Annotated in this window: 16 protein-coding genes; 5 read left to right on the top strand and 11 right to left on the bottom strand. The window is 33.0% G+C overall.

Annotation, left to right across the window (positions count from 1 at the left end):
- Positions 1-314: 314 nt before the first annotated feature.
- The 9 genes from ilvA to ilvD form a co-directional block, all read right to left on the bottom strand.
- On the bottom strand, positions 315-1,583 hold the full coding sequence (gene ilvA, locus HMPREF2897_RS00540) for a threonine ammonia-lyase IlvA (protein WP_070592431.1): 1,269 nt from the start codon (positions 1,581-1,583) through the stop codon (positions 315-317).
- Between the two features lie 14 nt (positions 1,584-1,597).
- Positions 1,598-2,167: a 3-isopropylmalate dehydratase small subunit gene (leuD, locus tag HMPREF2897_RS00535; protein ID WP_002447537.1), complete on the bottom strand. Its 570-nt coding sequence runs from the start codon at positions 2,165-2,167 to the stop codon at positions 1,598-1,600.
- Positions 2,168-3,538 (bottom strand): 3-isopropylmalate dehydratase large subunit, encoded by a 1,371-nt coding sequence (gene leuC, locus HMPREF2897_RS00530; RefSeq protein WP_070592429.1) that lies wholly within the window; start codon positions 3,536-3,538, stop codon positions 2,168-2,170.
- A 15-nt stretch (positions 3,539-3,553) separates the two neighbouring features.
- A complete protein-coding gene (gene leuB / locus HMPREF2897_RS00525) occupies positions 3,554-4,597 on the bottom strand; it encodes a 3-isopropylmalate dehydrogenase (RefSeq protein WP_070592428.1) in 1,044 nt (347 codons plus the stop codon).
- Positions 4,594-6,129: a 2-isopropylmalate synthase gene (locus HMPREF2897_RS00520; protein WP_070592426.1), complete on the bottom strand. Its 1,536-nt coding sequence runs from the start codon at positions 6,127-6,129 to the stop codon at positions 4,594-4,596. The genes leuB and HMPREF2897_RS00520 overlap by 4 nt, the downstream gene beginning before the upstream one ends.
- 22 nt (positions 6,130-6,151) lie before the next feature.
- Positions 6,152-7,156: a ketol-acid reductoisomerase gene (gene ilvC / locus HMPREF2897_RS00515; protein WP_002447533.1), complete on the bottom strand. Its 1,005-nt coding sequence runs from the start codon at positions 7,154-7,156 to the stop codon at positions 6,152-6,154.
- Between the two features lie 121 nt (positions 7,157-7,277).
- On the bottom strand, positions 7,278-7,511 hold the full coding sequence (locus tag HMPREF2897_RS00510) for an ACT domain-containing protein (RefSeq protein ID WP_001830009.1): 234 nt from the start codon (positions 7,509-7,511) through the stop codon (positions 7,278-7,280).
- The gene (gene ilvB / locus HMPREF2897_RS00505; protein WP_050396446.1) at positions 7,511-9,235 is read right to left on the bottom strand and encodes a biosynthetic-type acetolactate synthase large subunit; all 1,725 of its coding nucleotides are present in this window, start codon (positions 9,233-9,235) and stop codon (positions 7,511-7,513) included. Before ilvB ends, HMPREF2897_RS00510 begins: the two co-directional genes overlap by 1 nt.
- A 34-nt stretch (positions 9,236-9,269) precedes the next feature.
- On the bottom strand, positions 9,270-10,958 hold the full coding sequence (gene ilvD, locus HMPREF2897_RS00500; protein WP_020360113.1) for a dihydroxy-acid dehydratase: 1,689 nt from the start codon (positions 10,956-10,958) through the stop codon (positions 9,270-9,272).
- Between the two features lie 478 nt (positions 10,959-11,436).
- Here ilvD and tsaE point away from each other — a divergent pair, with 478 nt between their 5' ends.
- Genes tsaE through tsaD form a run of 4 tightly spaced genes read left to right on the top strand, consistent with a single transcriptional unit; the run spans position 11,437 to position 13,994 of the window.
- Positions 11,437-11,898: a tRNA (adenosine(37)-N6)-threonylcarbamoyltransferase complex ATPase subunit type 1 TsaE gene (tsaE, locus tag HMPREF2897_RS00495; RefSeq protein ID WP_002447530.1), complete on the top strand. Its 462-nt coding sequence runs from the start codon at positions 11,437-11,439 to the stop codon at positions 11,896-11,898.
- Positions 11,879-12,541, top strand: coding sequence for a tRNA (adenosine(37)-N6)-threonylcarbamoyltransferase complex dimerization subunit type 1 TsaB (tsaB, locus tag HMPREF2897_RS00490; RefSeq protein WP_002447529.1), 663 nt, complete (start codon positions 11,879-11,881; stop codon positions 12,539-12,541). Before tsaE ends, tsaB begins: the two co-directional genes overlap by 20 nt.
- Positions 12,514-12,975, top strand: a complete 462-nt coding sequence (gene rimI, locus HMPREF2897_RS00485) for a ribosomal protein S18-alanine N-acetyltransferase (protein ID WP_002495673.1) — start codon at positions 12,514-12,516, stop codon at positions 12,973-12,975. Before tsaB ends, rimI begins: the two co-directional genes overlap by 28 nt.
- Positions 12,972-13,994 (top strand): tRNA (adenosine(37)-N6)-threonylcarbamoyltransferase complex transferase subunit TsaD, encoded by a 1,023-nt coding sequence (gene tsaD, locus HMPREF2897_RS00480; protein ID WP_002495672.1) that lies wholly within the window; start codon positions 12,972-12,974, stop codon positions 13,992-13,994. The genes rimI and tsaD overlap by 4 nt, the downstream gene beginning before the upstream one ends.
- 82 nt (positions 13,995-14,076) lie before the next feature.
- Here the strand turns inward: tsaD and HMPREF2897_RS00475 are convergent, their stop codons facing one another.
- Positions 14,077-15,693 carry a MutS-related protein gene (locus HMPREF2897_RS00475; RefSeq protein WP_002501548.1) on the bottom strand — a complete coding sequence of 539 codons (1,617 nt, stop codon included), beginning with the start codon at positions 15,691-15,693 and terminating at the stop codon, positions 14,077-14,079.
- A gap of 341 nt (positions 15,694-16,034) precedes the next feature.
- A complete protein-coding gene (locus HMPREF2897_RS00470) occupies positions 16,035-17,969 on the bottom strand; it encodes an ABC-F family ATP-binding cassette domain-containing protein (protein WP_070592424.1) in 1,935 nt (644 codons plus the stop codon).
- Between the two features lie 346 nt (positions 17,970-18,315).
- Between HMPREF2897_RS00470 and HMPREF2897_RS00465 the strand changes: the two genes are divergently transcribed.
- Positions 18,316-18,951 (top strand): redox-sensing transcriptional repressor Rex, encoded by a 636-nt coding sequence (locus HMPREF2897_RS00465; protein ID WP_002457908.1) that lies wholly within the window; start codon positions 18,316-18,318, stop codon positions 18,949-18,951.
- Positions 18,952-19,002 lie beyond the last annotated feature (51 nt).

Below are 19,002 nucleotides of genomic sequence, written 5' to 3'. Positions count from 1 at the left end.
GCCTAATCGAGACCGAAAGGTCTCTTTTTTTATACAAAAATAGTTTTAAAAAGAAAGTGTTTGATATGAAAAAGTAAGGATCTCGACGAAGAGAAAGCGTTTTGAACTCATGAATTAGGGAGCGAGAGCAATGAAATTATTCGAGCTACAAGGATCAACAAGAGTTGAAAATGAAACAAGAGGCGAGCGCTTATCTCAAATGGATAAAGCTTCTTAACCGAGGAATTAAACTGACATTCTACAGTAAGACACTAAAATGAAGACGACGAATTAATAATATACTCGTCGTCTTGAGACTTGGTTATAAAATTAACTTAAATAAGTAATGAATATAACATTTTATTTTCATTGATATAAATATTAGAAGGATCAAATTGACATACGCGATCTTTTAACTGAATGAGATCATCATGATGTTTCAGCTGTATACCTATAATAACAGTTCCAGTGTTTTGTGATGTTTTCTTTAAATATTCAAATTTTGTAATATCGTCTTGAGGTCCGAGGACATCATTAACGAATTCTCTTAAAGCACCAGGTCTTTGTGGGAAATTTAAAATAAAGTAATGTTTCATTTCTTCAAATAGAAGAGAACGCTCTTCTATTTCTTTCATACGATTAATATCATTGTTGCCTCCACTTACTATGCAAACAATTGTTTTATTTTCAATCTGCTTTTTATACTGCTCTAAGGCACTTACACTTAAAGCACCAGCTGGTTCAGCAACAATCGCTTGTTTAGAGTACATATCCAGAATTGTGGAGCAAACAGCTCCTTCGTCAACTTGAACGTAATCATCCACTTTATCTTTCGCAATTTCAAAAGTAATATCACCAACTCTTGCTACTGAAGCTCCATCAACAAACTTATCAATATTTTCTAAAGTAACTATACTATGGTTGATAATGACTGATTGATACATACTACTGGCACCAGTTGGTTCAACACCGATAATTTTAGTGTGGGGGGAATGTGTCTTAAAATATGTGCTCACTCCTGAAATAAGACCGCCACCACCTATAGCAGCAAATACATAATCAAATGTATTATTCTCTTTTTCAGCTTGATTTAATATTTCCTTAGCTATAGTGCCTTGTCCTGCAATGGTATATACATTATTAAATGGATCAATGAAATTCATTTTATGTTGCTTCGTATAGTTTAAAGCTTGTGCTAAGCAGTGATCAAATGTATCGCCAATTAGTACTATTTCTACGTTATTATCCCCGAAGAATTTGACTTGATTGATTTTTTGCCGTGGTGTAGTTACTGGCATGAAAATAACAGCTTTTAAATTGAGTTTTTTTGCAGTATAAGCAACACCTTGAGCATGATTTCCAGCACTTGCGCAAGTAATACCTTTATTTTTTTCTTCATTGGATAATACTGATATAGCATTATAAGCTCCTCTTAATTTAAAGGATCGTACCCATTGTAAATCTTCTCTTTTTAAATAAACATTACAATTATATTTTTGAGATAAGTAATGATCGAATTGTAAGGGAGTTTCTTTTACTATATTTTTCAGACGTAAATATGCTTCATCTATATCTTTTGTCGAAACTTTAGTTCTTACTGTCACTGTCTTTCACACCTTTAAAAAGTTTTTTCGTATTTTTCTATTAAATTTTCAAATTGTAAAGTAATAGCAATATCGTCTAAGCCATGGATTAATTTATTTTTCCAGGTTTCATCTATATCAAAATGAAAAGACTGAGACACCGTAGACACTGTTTGATTAGGTAAATCAACAGTTATTTCATCAAATTGAGCTAAATGTTCTCGTTCTTTCTGATTTAAACATATAGGTAACATTGCGTTTTTAGTACAATTCATGTAAAAGATATCACTAAAACTTCCTGCAATAATAATGTTAAAACCATAATCTTTTAAGGCCCACGCTGCATGCTCACGGCTAGAACCACAACCAAAGTTATCTCCAGTAATGAGAATTGACGCACCATGATATTCAGGTTTATTAGGATTAAAATCAGGATTATCACTACCATCAGGTAAGTAACGCCATTCATCAAAAGCAAAAGGTCCAAAGCCTGATTTAGAGACCCGCTTAAGATGCACTTTGGGAATGATTTGGTCAGTATCTATATTGTCATAAAAAAGGGGGACAGTTTTTCCGGTATATATTGTTATCGGTTTGATTTCCAATTACACTACCACCTTTCTAACATCAATGAATTTACCATTAATCGCAGCAGCTGCTGCCATAGCAGGAGATACCAAATGTGTACGAGCGCCTTTGCCTTGTCTTCCTTCAAAATTGCGATTACTCGTGGAGGCACAATGTACTCCTTCTGGAACTTGATCTGGATTCATACCTAAGCACATAGAACAACCTGGTTCACGCCACTCAAATCCAGCATCTTTAAATAATTTATCTAGACCCAGAGCTTCAGCTTCCTTCTTAACAGTTCTTGAACCTGGAACCACAATAGCAGTAATATTTGGATGTACTTGTTGTCCTTTAATAATATGACTTGCTTCAATAAGATCTGATAATCTTGCATTCGTGCATGAACCTAAAAAAACGTAACCTAATTTTATATCTTCGGCTTTTTGACCTGGTTGAAGTCCCATATAGTCATAAGCACGTTGGTCATTTGCATTTTTAATTTCTGGGAATGGATTACTAAAACTAACTCCCATTTCTGGGTTAGTTCCCCAAGTTACTTGAGGTTCTAAATTTGTTACATCAAGTTCAATAACTTTATCAAAATAGGCATCATCATCAGAATAAAGTTCTTTCCACCACTCCATAGAACTATCAAAATCAGTAGCATAAGGACGACCTTTTACGTAATCAAATGTTGTTTCATCAGGTTGCATTAAACCATACTTTGCTCCGGCTTCAATAGCCATATTACAAATCGTCATACGTGCTTCCATGGATAAATTTTTTATAGTTTCCCCTGTAAATTCAAGCGCATAACCAGTACCGAAATCTACACCATATTGATTGATTAAATATAAAATAATGTCTTTAGCATAAACTCCAGGTGGTAAAGAACCATTTATATTAATTTTCAAATTTTTAGGTTTTGTTTGCCATAATGTTTGTGTAGCAAATACATGTTCAACCTCGCTTGTTCCTATCCCAAATGCGATAGCACCAAATGCGCCATGTGTAGCAGTATGGGAATCTCCACAAACAATAGTTTTTCCTGGTTGTGTTAATCCAGTTTCTGGTCCAACCATATGTACGATACCTTGTTCGTCAGAACCCATATCAAAAATATGTACGCCAAAGTCTTTAGCATTTTGTTGTAAAGTTGTAATTTGTTTATAGGCAATTTCATCTTTTATATTAAAAATATCAATTGTGGGAACGTTATGATCTAAAGTTGCAAAGGTTAGATCAGGTCTTCTAAGTTTACGATTTTGTATTCTAAGTCCTTCAAACGCTTGAGGAGAAGTAACTTCATGAATGAGATGTAAATCAATATACAATAATTGTGGTTCACCTTCTTTTCCATGAAGCACATGTTTTTTCCATACTTTATCAAAAAGTGTTTGACCCATAATTTTCTCCTCCTCTTATAAATATTTTTCTTTAAGCAACTTAAAAATTTCTGAAGTTCGATATTGTCCACCTAAATCTGCAGTTGTCTTATTAGATTGAATAAACGAGTAAACAATTGACTCAAGTTCGTTAGCCGCATCAATTTGATTTAAACTTTCTCTTAAGCAAAGTGCTAAAGAGAGAACCATACCAAATGGATTCGCTTTATCTTCATTAGCTATATCTGGAGCTGAACCATGAATTGGTTCATACAGACGTGTACCTGTTTGACCAAAACTAGCTGAAGGAGAAAGACCTAGAGAGCCTGGTATAACAGATGCTTCATCACTTAAGATATCTCCGAAAAGATTCTCTGTTACAATCACATCAAATTGCGTAGGTTGGGTGATAAGATGCATACTACAAGCATCAACTAGCATATGATTAACTTCTACTTCTGGAAAATCCTTTTTTACATCATTTACTATCTGTCGCCATAACTTACTAGAGGATAGAACGTTTTCCTTATCAACAGATGTTAATTTTTTACGTCTACGGTTTGCAAGATTAAAAGCGATTCTCACAATACGTTCAATTTCTTGACTTGAATATTTTAATGAGTCTAAAGCTTCGTTTTTTTTAACATAGCTTGGTTCACCAAAATAAATACCGCTCGTTAATTCTCTTACAATAACTAAATCGGTGCCTTCTACAATATCTTGTTTTAGTGGTGAAAGATGACTAGCCCCTTTAGTTACAAATGTAGGGCGAATATTAGCAAATAAATTTAAGGATTTTCTCAGTTTTAACAAACCGTGTTCTGGACGATTATTTGGGTCTGTCCATTTAGGCCCTCCAATCGCGCCTAATAATATAGCATCTGCATTTTTACATGATTGTAATGCTTTATTAGTTAAAGGTGTACCATAATTATCTATTGAGATACCTCCAAAATGATGACTTTCCAAATGGTATTCAAAATGATATTTTTCACTTATTAATTTTAAAAGTTCTAATGTACCAGATAGAATCTCTGGTCCTATACCATCTCCAGGTAAGGCAACTATTTTATAACTCATGTACGGATACCTTCTTTCAACTCATATTCTGAAATATATTTAGCATGAGCATCGATATATGCTTTACATGAGGCTTTTAATATATCGTGGTCTATACCTATGCCAGTCACTTCAATATGATTAATAATGATTCGTACATGTACTTCTGCTTGAGCATCAGTACCTTCTGTTACAGAATCAATACGATAATCAATCAATTCTGCGTCTTTCTTGAAAATTCGGTCAACAGCATTATAAATTGCAACAATTGACCCCGTTCCAATACTTGAATCTTGTTTAACTTGTCCGTTTCTTTCCTTTATAACTACTACTGCACTTTGTAGACCTTTAGATACGTATTGAAGTTGTAAGTTATCAAGTTGAAAAATAGCATTTTGTTCATGTTCAGAGCCATGTATAATTGCATGAATATCTCTATCGGATACATTTTTTTTCTTATCTGCAATTTCTTTAAATTGTTTAAATAATGTAACTTGATCTTCCAATTTAATTTCATACCCTAGAGATTTAAGCTTTTCGGCAAATGCATGTTTACCAGACAATTTACCTAATGGCAATTCTGTAGTATTTACACCTACGAGTTGAGGTGTCATGATTTCATAGGTTTCACGATGTTTAAGCACACCGTCTTGGTGAATTCCGGATTCATGACTAAATGCATTTTGACCGACTATAGCTTTATTTCTAGGTACACGGATACCAGCATATCTTGAAATTAAGTCAGATGTTTTCTTAGTTTCTTTAAGGTTAATTTGAGATTCAAGACCATAGTGGTCCTTCCTTACATATAAAGCTAAAGCAACTTCTTCAAGTGCGGCATTTCCTGCTCTTTCACCAATACCGTTCACTGTACCTTCAATACGTCTAGCTCCACCTTCAATAGCTGCTAAACTATTAGCAACTGCCATTCCAAGATCATTATGACAATGTGCACTAAAGATAATTTTAGAATTTGACTTAACGGCCTGTGTTAATTGCTTAAAAATTTCACCATACTCAGTAGGATAACTAAATCCAACTGTATCAGGGATGTTGATAATTGTGGCTCCTGCGTTAATCGCAGTTTGAACACATTCAATTAAAAATGGAATTTCAGTTCTTGTTGCATCCTCTGGAGAGAATTGTACGACTTCAAAAAATTGTTTAGCATAAGAAACGTGTTCTTTGATTGAAGTTAAAACTTCATCTTGAGTCATTTTTAATTTATGTTCTAAATGAATAGGGGAGGTTGCAATGAATACATGTACTTGAGGTTTTACAGCTTCTTTAGTGGCTTCATATACAGCATCAATATCAGATTTTTTACATCTAGCTAATCCACACACTGCTGTTGTAGTCAAAGTTTTGGCTATAGCTTCTACTGATTTAAAGCTACCAGTACTAGAAGCAGGAAAACCTGCTTCTAGTACATCTACTCCCCATTTTTCTAGTTGCTTGGCAATTTTCAATCTTTCATCAAAGCTAAAATTGACTCCTGGCGTTTGTTCACCATCTCTAAGTGTTGTATCAAAAATTTGAATATGTTCTTCCATTAAAAACACCCCTCTACTGTTGTTATTTTTCAATACTTTTAGATTTAATGAATGGCATCATTTCTCTTAATTCACGTCCAACTTGTTCAATTTGATGACCATGTTGATCTTCACGTAATTGATAGAATTCTTTAAAGCCATTTTTGTTATCTTCAACAAATCTACGGCTAAAGTTACCATTTTGAATATCTTCAAGTACTTTTTTCATATTTTCTTTAACATCAGGTGTAATTACTCTTGGTCCAGAAACATAGTCGCCAAATTCAGCAGTGTTAGAGATAGAATAACGAACGTTTTCCATTCCGCCTTCATACATTAAATCAACAATTAATTTCATTTCGTGTAAGACTTCAAAATAAGCTAATTCAGGTTGGTAACCTGCTTCTACAAGTGTTTCGAAACCACTCTGAATTAATTTGGAAACTCCTCCACAAAGAACAGCTTGTTCACCGAATAAATCTGTTTCAGTTTCTTCTTTAAATGTCGTTTCAATGACCCCGGCACGAGTAGCACCAATGCCTTTTGCGTAGCTTAAAGCAATGTTTCTTGCTTGGCCTGTAGCATCTTGTTGAACACCAAATAATGCTGGTACGGCACTTCCTTCAACAAATGTACGTCTAACTAAATGACCTGGTCCTTTAGGTGCTACTAAAAAGACATCGACATCACTAGGTGGTTCGATAACACTGAAGTGGATATTAAAACCGTGTGCGAATGCTAAAGCATTTCCTTTTTCTAAATGTGGTTTAATTTCCTCGTTATATACTTTACCTTGAATTTCATCAGGCAATAGTACCATCACTACATCAGCTTGTTGTGTAGCATCACTTACCGTATAAACATCAAATCCATCTTCTTTAGCTTTATTAAATGATCGTCCTGGACGTAGACCAATGACTACATCATAACCATTGTCCTTTAAATTTTGTGCATGTGCATGTCCTTGTGAGCCATAACCAATGACAGCAATTTTTTTACCTTGTAATGCATCTTGAGTTACTGTTTCATCGTAATATACTTTTGTCATAATAAATTCCTCCAGTCATTTTATCGAAAGTTCTGAATTTTCAAAATAATATGTGCGTAAAAAGTGTATGATGTTAGTTATGTTTAGTTGATTTTTCATTTTAACTAGCGCATCAAAACATTTACTCACTTTTTACACTTAGTACATTTACTTGTTGTGATAGTTTTTTAAGAACAATTTTAAAAGTATCATCATCTTTAATATTGACTTTAAGTTTCATATTAGAAATTCCTTCTTTGTCTGAATGTTTAACATGAAGTTCATCAATATTACATTGTAAGCGAACGAAGGCGCTAGTAATTCTGTTCAAAGTACTCACTTGATCAACTAATGTAAAATGAATTGTTCGTTCCATTAGTAACCCTCCATTTCATGATTTGATTTGCCACTAGGTACCATTGGATTAACTGGTTCTACAGGTGAGATTCTAACTTCAATGAGTGCCGGTCCATGATATGCAAATGCTTCATCAATTGAAGATTCTAATTTATCAGGAGAATCTATCAAGAATCCCTTAACGCCATAAGCTTCCGCCATTTTCATAAAATTAGGTTGATCATTAAATACAGAATGAGAAAATCGTTTATTAAAGAATTTATCTTGCCATTGTTTGACCATACCTAAAGTTCCATTATTAATAAGTACTATTTTGACATTAAGTTCATATTCTGGAAGTAAAGCCATTTCTTGGTTCGTCATTTGAAAACCACCATCTCCTACAAAACAAACAACTGTTTTCTCAGGTTCAGCTAATTGTGCTCCTATTGCTGATGGAATTCCAAATCCCATAGTACCTAAACCGCCACTTGTTACCCATTGGCCATAATTTTTAAATGGGTAGAATTGTGCTGTCCACATTTGGTGTTGTCCTACGTCAGTTGTCACAATTGCATTTCCATTGGTAACTTTACCAATATATTCAATTGCTTTTTGTGGTTTACAAAATGTTTTATCATTATCATCATATTTAAATGGATATTTACTTTTGTTATTAATACAATAATCGTTCCATTCTTCGTGGGTGGATGTTAAAACTTGCTCATGGCATAAATTCTCAAGCACAAGTTTGCAATCAGCGACTATACCTAAATCTGTATTAATAACTTTATTTATTTCAGAAGGGTCGATATCGACATGTACAACTTTTGCATTTGGTGCGAATTCATCAGGCTTACTTGCAAGACGATCATCGAATCGACTACCTAAGTTGATAAGTAAATCACAATTTGTTAATGCCATATTACTTGCATAAGATCCATGCATGCCACCCATACCTAAAAATAAGGGGTGATGATAAGGTATTGCTCCAAGTCCAAGGAGAGTTGTGACAGTAGGGATTTGATGTTTTGTCACAAATTCTGTCAATAAATGATTAGATTTAGAGTGATTAATACCAGCACCTGCAAGAATAAGAGGTTTCTTAGCTTCTTTAATCATATATATTAACCTATTAATATCCTCTTTATTAGGGTTACTATTAACTTCATAGCCAGGAATATTGATTTCTTGCGTAAGTTCAACATCAGTTTTAAGAACACCCATATCTTTAGGAAAATCAATCACTACAGGGCCTTTTCTTCCAGTGTTCGCTAAATGAAAGGCTTCATGAACAATTCTTGGAATGTCTTCGATCTTTTTAACTTGATAATTGTGTTTTGTAATAGGTGTGGTCATCGAGAGTAAATCAGCTTCTTGGAAAGCATCTTTGCCTATACCAGGTGTAGCAACTTGACCAGTAAAAACGACTAGTGGTAAAGAGTCACTAAATGCATCAGTAATACCCGTAATGGCATTTGTTGCACCAGGTCCGCTTGTTACAACAACGACTCCTGTTTTACCAGAGACACGCGCATATCCTTCAGCAGCATGTGTAGCACCTTGTTCATGACGGGCAAGAATATGTTTGATTTTCCCGTCATAAAATGTATCGTATAAAGGTAAGACAGCACCACCAGGATAACCGAAGATAAAATCTACATCTTCTTGCTGAAGTGCTTCAACTAATAATTGAGAACCACTGCGTGTTATTAAGGGTTGTGAATTCTTTGTTTGATGCACAGAAGGGTGAGGTGAAACCATTGATTTTTGATTTGACATTTTAATCATCTCCTAATTAAATAAGGTTTTCCGGAACTTGCATAATACCACCAGTATTAGCGCTTGTGACTAAACTAGTATATCTAGCTAAGTAGCCTGTTTTAACCTTTGCTTTGAATGGTTCAAGCTGATTTTTACGACGATACAGTTCTTCTTCAGATTGATCTACGTTTAGAGTTCTATTGATTAGATCAATCGTAATTTTATCACCATCTTTTATTAAGCCAATGGGTCCACCTGAAGCGGCTTCAGGTGAAATGTGTCCAACTGCAATACCTCTAGTTGCACCCGAAAATCTACCGTCCGTAATTAATGCAACATCTTTACCTAATCCTCTGCCCACTATGGAAGACGTAGGGGCTAGCATTTCTGGCATTCCAGGACCTCCCTTAGGTCCCTCATATCTAATAACAACAACATGTCCTTCTCTTACTGTATGATTATCAATAGCTTCAACAGCTTCATCATGAGAGTTGAAACAAATTGCCTTTCCTGTAAATACTTTAATTGAAGGATCAACTCCACCGACCTTGATTACCGCCCCTTTAGGTGCGAGGTTTCCGAATAAGACAGATAATCCACCTTGCTTATCATAAGGGCTTTCAAGAGGATGAATAACTTCAAAATTTTTGATGTTTTTACCTTCATTATTTTCTCTCAAGGATTTACCCGTAACTGTTAATCTATCTGGATGTAAAGTACCATCCTTTTTCATTAATTCATTTATGATAGCTGGCACGCCACCTGCTTCATGAACATCATGCATAGAATAAGAAGAACTAGGTGCAATTTTAGAAAGGTAAGGTGTTTTTTTAGCAATTTCATTAATACGCTCTAAATCGTAGTCAATACCTGCTTCATTTGCAATTGCAAGAGTATGAAGAACAGTATTAGTAGAACCTCCCATGGCCATATCAAGAGCAAAAGCATCATCAATCGCATCTTGTGTGATAATATCGCGAGGTTTAATATCATGTTTAATATTTTCAACCAACCTGAATGCTGCTTGTCTAATCATTTCACGACGTTGGTCACTCACAGCTAGAGCTGTACCATTATATGGTAGGGCTAAACCTAAAACTTCCATTAAACAGTTCATTGAGTTTGCGGTAAACATACCGGCGCATGAACCACATGTAGGACAAGCGTTTTGCTCCATGTCCAAAAATGCTTCTTTTGAGATTGTTCCTTCTTTAAAAGCTCCAACCGCTTCAAACATTGAAGATAGTGTCAATGCCTTACCTTGAGCGGAAAGACCAGCTTTCATTGGGCCTCCAGAGCAAAAGATAGCTGGTACATTTGTTCTAACTGCTGCGAGTAACATTCCTGGCGTAATTTTATCGCAATTAGGAATGTAAAATACACCATCAAACCAATGAGCGTTAATAACTGTTTCAGCTGCATCTGCGATAATTTCTCTTGAAGGTAAGGAATATCTCATGCCAATATGTCCCATAGCTATTCCATCGTCAACACCGATCGTATTAAATTCGAATGGGATAGCACCTGCTTCTCTAATAGCTTCCTTTGCGATGTCTGCTAATTCTCTTAAATGAACGTGGCCAGGAACAATATCAATATAAGAGTTACAAATTGCTACGAAAGGTTTATTCATATCTGTAGGTTGTTTAAGAGCGCCAGTCGCATGTAAAAGACTTCTTGCAGGAGCTTGGTGATCTCCTTTTTTGATCATATCACTTCGCATATATCATTCCCCCATATAATTATTTAGAAAATAAAAAAACGTCCCAATGAATATTGGGACGTTGTTAAGTCCCATCCAACTAGAAATAGGACTTAAACATTTAGAAGTTAAAACCTTTCTAAAGTTCGAGTCCTTACGAGTATAATAAAATGATAATAGCTTGTTGAGTTGTTGGTAGGTCTAGCGTAGATAGATAAGTCATTTTATTATACTCCTTTCGTTGAATGGTTATTTATTCTGAATAGTTTGAATTGTTTTAAAATTTGATAAATTCAATTTACTACATGTGGTGAATTGTGTCAATGATAAATTTAGAATTTTCTAAAAATTTACAGAGGACAAGCTTAAATATTTTACGAAGAAATTTGAATTAAAATTTGTTACAATGATTAAGTTAATAAACCATGTAGAAATGTATATATATCTTTAAATATAGAGATAATTTGATTTTAAATAATCATATATAGGAGAGTAAAAATTGATAACTATTCACAATTTAAATGAAATGGATAAATTTGCTCAAATACTTGTAAAACATTTAAGTGCTAAGGACTTGATTTTACTAAATGGTGACCTAGGAGCAGGGAAAACTACATTAACACAATTTATAGGTAAAGCGTTAGGTGTTAAAAGAACGATAAACTCACCAACATTTAATATAATCAAATCTTATACAGGTTCAAGCATACGATTACATCATATGGACTGTTATCGACTTGAAGGTGAGGAAGATGATTTAGGTTTCGATGAATATTTTGAAGACAATGCCATCATAGTTATAGAATGGAGTAAATTTATCAAAGATTTCCTTCCTCCTAATCACTTAACGATTAATATAAATGTCAAAAATGCGAATGAGAGACAAGTATCTATTGAAACACATGGACAACATTATGCATTAGTAAAGGAGGCAATTTTAAATGAACTATCTTCTAATTGATACGTCAAACCAACCTTTATCAGTAGCTATTATGAAAGATAATGAAGTGATTGCTGAAAAAACAACTGATATCAAAAAGAATCATTCAGTGCAACTCATGCCTGAAATAGCAGAAATTCTTTCAGAAAGTAAATTAAATAAAACAGAAATAACTGATATCGTGGTAGCGGAAGGTCCAGGTTCATATACCGGTCTTAGAATAGGGGTTACTGTTGCTAAAACATTAGCGTATGCATTAAATACTAACTTATATGGTGTCTCATCACTTAAAGCACTTGCTAGCACAGTCAAAGACAGTACGAAGTTGTTAGTACCTATTTTTGATGCTAGAAGAGAAGCAGTTTATGCAGGTGTTTATCAATATCAAGACAATGAATTAATAACCATTATTGATGATACTTATATACCTATTTTTGAACTTATTGAAAAACTTCATCAACTAAACCAACCTTATGTGTTTGTAGGATATCATACCGAAAAAATAAAACATTTATTAGACAGTGATATCATAGAACAGTTACCAAAAGCTTCAAGTATGAAGCAATTAATTCAAAAACCAGAAAATATACATTCATTTACTCCTAAATACCATAAATTATCAGAGGCGGAACGAAATTGGTTAAACCAACAAGAGAACAATTGAATATTAGGAAAATGAGTGTGGAAGATGTACCTAAAGTTTTTGATATAGAAAGAAATAGTTTCTCACACAGTTCGTGGTCAATCGATGCATTTTATTATGAAATAGAAAACAACGAATTTGCAACATATTTTGTGATAGAATTTAGGGACAAAATAATTGGATATGTTGGTTTATGGTTAGTCGTTGATCAAGCACAAATTACAACGATAGCTATATCAAAGGCATTTAGAGGCTATGGTCTTGGTCAACTTTTACTTAAATATGCAATGAACTATGCACGTTTTTCTTGTGATGTGATGAGTTTAGAAGTAAGAATAGATAATGATGTTGCACAACATGTTTATAGAAATTTAGGATTTCAAAATGGTGGTAAAAGAAAGAATTATTATGGAGAAGGCGAGGACGCATTAGTCATGTGGGTGAATTTGAAATGACAAATAATACATTAATCTTAGCAATAGAAACAAGTTGTGATGAAACGAGTGTAAGTGTAGTAAAGAATGGTACTGAACTTTTATCTAATACTGTTTTAAGTCAAATAGATAGTCACAAACGTTTTGGTGGTGTTGTACCTGAAGTTGCTAGTAGACATCATGTTGAGGGGATAACAGCAACTATAGATGAATCATTAGTGAGTGCAAAAGTGAAAATGGAAGACATTGACGCTATTGCAGTAACACAAGGCCCTGGATTAATAGGAGCTTTATTAATTGGTATTAATGCGGCTAAAGCTTTGGCATTTGCTTATGATAAGCCTATTATTCCAGTACATCATATTGCTGGTCATATTTATGCCAATCACTTAGAACAACCGTTAACGTTTCCACTTATATCATTGATTGTATCTGGTGGTCATACTGAACTGGTATATATGAAAAATCATTTAGATTTCGAAGTGATTGGTGAAACGAGAGATGATGCAGTAGGGGAAGCTTATGATAAAGTTGCTCGAACAATCAATTTACCTTATCCTGGTGGACCGCATATTGATCGATTAGCAGCTAAAGGTAAAGATATATACGATTTTCCAAGAGTTTGGCTCGAAAAAGATAGTTATGATTTTAGTTTTAGTGGTCTTAAAAGTGCTGTAATAAATAAACTGCACAATTTAAGACAGAAAAATATTGAAATTGTAGCTGAAGATGTTGCAACAAGTTTCCAAAATAGCGTTGTAGAAGTTTTAACACATAAAGCTATTCATGCTTGTAAAACCTATCATGTTAATCGCTTAATTGTTGCAGGTGGTGTTGCTAGTAATAAAGGATTAAGAGCTGCACTAAGTGAAGCATGTAAAAAAGAAGGCATACACCTTACTATTCCAAGTCCTGTTCTTTGCACTGATAATGCAGCGATGATTGGTGCTGCTGGATATTATTTATATCAAGCTGGTTTGCGTGGCGATTTAGCCTTAAATGGACAAAATAATATTGATATTGAAACTTTTTCTGTTTAAATAATATTTCAAAGCGCCTATCTAAGAGTGACTACTTTTAGATAGGCGCTTAACTTTTTTATAAATATTAAACTAATTAATTCTAGAGGTTTCGAATATTTTGTTGAGCACGCTGATAAATATCGATAGGAAACTGTGTAATACGCAGTAATTCAATTGCATTACGTGTATTGGCTTTACCAGGTTTAATTTTGTAATCGAAAAATATGCTGTTTTCTTGAATAGATTCATTAAAATGATAATTATTATATGTATTTTCTAATAATATTGATAGTTCAACATCGTGTGTCGCAGCGATAACGTGATATGCTTTTTGATTATCTAAAAACGATAATACTGATTCAGAAGCGGCAATACGTTCAGTTGTATTCGTTCCTTTAAAAATCTCATCTATAAAACAATATATCTTATTGCACTGATAAGTGTTAAATAATCTACGAATAGACTTGAGTTCTGACATGAAATAACTGTCACCACTTAAAACGTCATCCGCATTTGCCATTGATGTCATTACATAGCCAGGTTGATAAATAAATGAGTGAGCTGTTGCAGTTTGTATCGATTGAGCTAAAATCAAATTTAGTGCAACTGCTTTCATAAATGTAGATTTTCCTGATGCATTAGAGCCTGTGAGTAATATATGATTTGAAATGTCAATGGTGTTAGCAATCGCATTTTCTTCATCTAGCAGAGGATGAATGATTGATTTCGTTTGAAGGCCATTAATATTGTTATTGATTTTAGGATAACAATAGTGTGTCAAAGTATGTTGATACATAGCTATAGAGTAATGATTATCTAATATACTTATATAGTCATAACATGCCATAACTTCTTCTTGATACTTAAAGTAGCTACGTTGTATTAAATGAAATAAAACATAATCTATCATGAATACTAATTTAATAAACATAATTATGCTACTCACCATATCTTGTGATTCTACTCTAGCTAATAAACCGCTAAAACGACGTGAAGCTTTAAAATGAGTAAAATCAACACTTATCGCTGGCGTGCTCTCAATTTTACTTAAAGCTTGACTTTGCTTTATAACATTAGCAGTATAAAAAATTGATTTTAAATCTTGGTCATAAGATTTTTTTAGTTTGAAAGATAATATTGCATTTAAAATCATAAAAGTAAGACATATTAATATACCATTTGAAGGAATTAAAAAAATGAATGCGAACCCGATAAATGGTAACAACGGACAAAACATTAATAAAATATTACGCTTAGAGGGTAACATTTGATCTGGAAACAAAGGGTATACATTTTTACCAATTTTAGAAAGAATGTAAGATACATTTAAACGAAATACTTTATTATCTTTAAACATGTTTATCAATGAGGTTTGATTTACCTTAAACATACCTCTTAAAGTTGCATATAGTCGCATTTCACCAATTGCAGTGAAATTAAAATTAATTTTATGAAATAACGTATCCATATTTAGGTCTGACCAAGTCTTATCGTCGATAAATGACTGCTTATTGTAATGATCACGGTAAGCACGGTATTGGGCATCGAATCGTGAATTAGGACGTATAAAACTCTCTAATTTTAATTTGTTATCCCATAAAGTATTTATTTTAGCAATCTGTTTACGTCTCTCTATAATAGATATAATTACATTTACAAGTGTAATTAGGATGATGAAAGTTAATATAATTAGTACTAAGGTTTGATTGTTCGTCATGAAGTTTAGTTCTCCTTTATCTTTCTCAATAAATTATTTCATAAATGAATATCTGAAACAATTAAAAATGGAAAATAAGTTGTCAATAGGGAACGTGCGTACTTATCAACAAAATGTGAGTAAGTTGTGGGTAAGTAGTGAAGTTGTTTGTGGATATGTAAATAAATAAGTTAATTTTAAAACATAAAAGTGTCAATTTACTTGTGGATAAATAGGATAACTCTGTGGATATTGATTATGAAAGTAATTCATGCTGTTAATAATATTTGTGTAAAAACATACTAAAAGACACCGAAAAGTCATATATTCAACTTTTAGGTGTCTTGTGATTATGTTGGAAATTAGAGCTTTTCTTGTAATTTTTCCCATTCTAACATTATTTGTTCTAATTTTTGTTCGGTTTCGGATTTTTGATTGGCAAATTTACTAGCTTTTAGAGGGTCGTTAAATACTTCAGGCTGTGTTAACTGTTCTTCGATATGTGATATTTGTGATTCTAATTCCTCGATTTGTCTTTCACAATGTTCAATTTGTCTTTCTAATTTACGTTGTTGTCTTTTTTGTTGTTTTTGACTGAAATAGGTTGAAGTATTTGCGTCTTGATTTATCTCTTTATTTTCAAAATTATTTTGAATTTCTGTTACATGTGCTTTGATAGCAATAGCTTCTTCAGTTTTCTCAATATAATACTGATAATCTCCTAAATACATTTGGCCACCATTAAGGTTTAAATCAAAAACTTTATTTGCAAGTTGGTTAATAAAATAACGATCATGTGATACAAAAATAATCGTGCCTTCAAAATCTTTCAATGCTTGTTCAAGCATTTCTTTAGAATCAATATCTAAATGGTTAGTCGGTTCATCTAAGATAAGAACATTATCACGTTGTAACATTAAAAGTGCTAATTGTAATCGTGCTTTTTCTCCGCCGGATAAGTCATTGATAATTTTTTTAACGTCTTCTTGAACGAACAAGAAACGCCCCAATACTGCACGTACATCTTTTTCATTCATGTGTGGATATTGATCCCAAACATAATCGAGAATGGTTTTATTTGATTTAAATTCAGCTTGTTTTTGATCATAGTATCCAATTTGTAAATTAGCACCAAAGATAATTTGACCACCTAGTTTTGGATGTTTTTCAGCAATTGTTTTTATCAATGTTGTTTTACCAACACCATTTGGCCCAATGATAGCTATATGATCCCCTTTAAAGACTTCGAGGTTTATAGGTCGTGTAATAGGTGAGTCGTAACCAATCTTTAAATCATGAATATGCATCACATCATTACCAGTATTACGGTCGAAGCCAAATTGTATATTTGCACTTCTAGCATCTATCATAGGTTTATCAATACGTTCCATTTTTTCCAATGTTTTACGTCTACTCTTAGCCATGCCACTTGTAGATGCACGAGTAATATTTTTTTCTACAAAGGTTTCTAAACGCTTGATTTCTTCTTGTTGCTTTTCAAATTCTTGCATGCGCTTTTCGTAATACTGATTACGTTGCTTTATAAATTGCTCATAGTTTCCTACATAGTGTTTTACATTTCCTAGAGCAACATCATAAACTTGAGTTACAATTTTATCTAAAAAATATCTATCATGACTGATAATCACAATTGCTCCTTTAAAGTACTTTAAGTAATCCTCTAACCACTTGGTTGTTTCCATGTCTAGATGGTTAGTTGGTTCATCAAGAAGGAGTAGATCGGGTTCTTTAAGTAACATTTGAGCAAGAGAAAGACGTGTTTTTTGACCACCACTAAAATCATTAATAGGCTTGTTGAAATCGTTTTCTGTAAAGTTAAGCCCGTGCAGTACTGTTTTAATTTTACTTTCATATTGATAACCATCTAATTGCTCATAACGATTAGTTAAAGTTTCATATTTTTCAATATGTGATTGATATTCATCGGATTCATAATCTTGTCCATTTCGTGCAAGCCAATCTGTTTCATCCTTAATTAAATTTTCAATTTTTTTAATGTGTTCAAAGGGCTTAGACATTTCTTCAAAGACAGTAGCTTCTGAATTGAGTGTCATTTGCTGAGTTAAATAACTCATTGTTAAATTTTTGATTTTTGATATATGACCACTATCGTAATTTTCGACACCTGCTATGATTTTCATTAATGTCGATTTACCAGCTCCATTACGGCCTACTACGCCGATTCTTTCGCCAGTTTTCACCTCAAAATTAACATCTGTGAAGATATCTTCACCATCGAACGATTTGGAGATGTCATTAAGTTGTAAAAGTATCATTCGATTCTCACCTTTCTATGTATTTGAAATAGGTTTAAACTATATATAAAGTATTTGTTTTTGAATATTTAAATTTTTGTTAATTCTATATTATCGAATTTTAAATAGAAAAATAAATTGCGTACGTTATCTTGAAATGATGTTAAACTCAATTACCTCTATTCTACAGTATTCATAGAACACATGAAACTAGGATATTTATTTTTAAAAATTAATAATGTATAATGTTTAAGTATTCGTTGTAGACAATTATTTGTATTATGAGATGACATTCAACATATGTTTTAACTCATTTACTGATTTTAAAGATACATGCATAATATACGCGAAAAAGGGGGTTAGATATATGTCAGATGATTTTAAAATTCCTCGCGCTACGTTAAAACGTTTACCTTTATATTACAGATTTGTCAGTATTTTGAAAGGTAAAGGTATAGATCGTGTTAATTCTAAAACAATAAGTGAAGCACTACAAATTGATTCAGCTACAATAAGAAGAGACTTTTCATACTTTGGTGAATTAGGAAAAAAAGGATATGGATATAATATAGATAGTATGCTTGAATTCTTTAAATCAGAATTAAGTGAGAGCGATCAAATTAAAATTGCCATTATAGGTATCGGTAATTTAGGGCGTGCATTACTTACATATAACTTCTCAATACATGATGAGATGACAATTACTGAAGCTTTTGATATTAGATCAGATATTATAGGTGAAAATATCGGTGACGTTGTGGTAAAACATAGCGATGATATCAAAACGACATTAGAATCAGAAGATATTGATGTAGTCATTTTAACAACACCAGATAATGTAGCACAACAAGTAGCTGATGAACTTGTGAAAGCCGGTGTTAAAGGTATACTAAACTTTACACCACGTCGAATTAAAACACCCCAAGATGTCCAAGTACATCATATTGACTTTGGTATAGAGTTACAATCATTATTGTTCTTCATGAAAAATTATAGTAAATAATTAAAAAAATCACTTTAACATGGTACTGACCCCCTTAAACGGGAACTTAAT

It is taken from the genome of Staphylococcus sp. HMSC065D05 (assembly GCF_001813195.1).
Classification (GTDB): Bacteria; Bacillota; Bacilli; order Staphylococcales; family Staphylococcaceae; genus Staphylococcus; species Staphylococcus epidermidis.
Note: the sequence above shows the minus strand (reverse complement) of the source record. Positions and strands in the feature narration are given on the sequence as shown.

What these genes read in the sequence shown, in the direction of transcription:
- leuC (WP_070592429.1), bottom strand. Translation starts at nt 3,538, where the DNA reads ATGGGTCAAACACTTTTTGATAAAGTATGGAAAAAACATGTGCTTCAT.
- leuB (WP_070592428.1), bottom strand. Translation starts at nt 4,597, where the DNA reads ATGAGTTATAAAATAGTTGCCTTACCTGGAGATGGTATAGGACCAGAG.
- HMPREF2897_RS00520 (WP_070592426.1), bottom strand. Translation starts at nt 6,129, where the DNA reads ATGGAAGAACATATTCAAATTTTTGATACAACACTTAGAGATGGTGAA.
- ilvC (WP_002447533.1), bottom strand. Translation starts at nt 7,156, where the DNA reads ATGACAAAAGTATATTACGATGAAACAGTAACTCAAGATGCATTACAA.
- HMPREF2897_RS00510 (WP_001830009.1), bottom strand. Translation starts at nt 7,511, where the DNA reads ATGGAACGAACAATTCATTTTACATTAGTTGATCAAGTGAGTACTTTG.
- ilvB (WP_050396446.1), bottom strand. Translation starts at nt 9,235, where the DNA reads ATGGTTTCACCTCACCCTTCTGTGCATCAAACAAAGAATTCACAACCC.
- ilvD (WP_020360113.1), bottom strand. Translation starts at nt 10,958, where the DNA reads ATGCGAAGTGATATGATCAAAAAAGGAGATCACCAAGCTCCTGCAAGA.
- tsaB (WP_002447529.1), top strand. Translation starts at nt 11,879, where the DNA reads ATGAACTATCTTCTAATTGATACGTCAAACCAACCTTTATCAGTAGCT.
- tsaD (WP_002495672.1), top strand. Translation starts at nt 12,972, where the DNA reads ATGACAAATAATACATTAATCTTAGCAATAGAAACAAGTTGTGATGAA.
- HMPREF2897_RS00475 (WP_002501548.1), bottom strand. Translation starts at nt 15,693, where the DNA reads ATGACGAACAATCAAACCTTAGTACTAATTATATTAACTTTCATCATC.
- HMPREF2897_RS00470 (WP_070592424.1), bottom strand. Translation starts at nt 17,969, where the DNA reads ATGATACTTTTACAACTTAATGACATCTCCAAATCGTTCGATGGTGAA.
- HMPREF2897_RS00465 (WP_002457908.1), top strand. Translation starts at nt 18,316, where the DNA reads ATGTCAGATGATTTTAAAATTCCTCGCGCTACGTTAAAACGTTTACCT.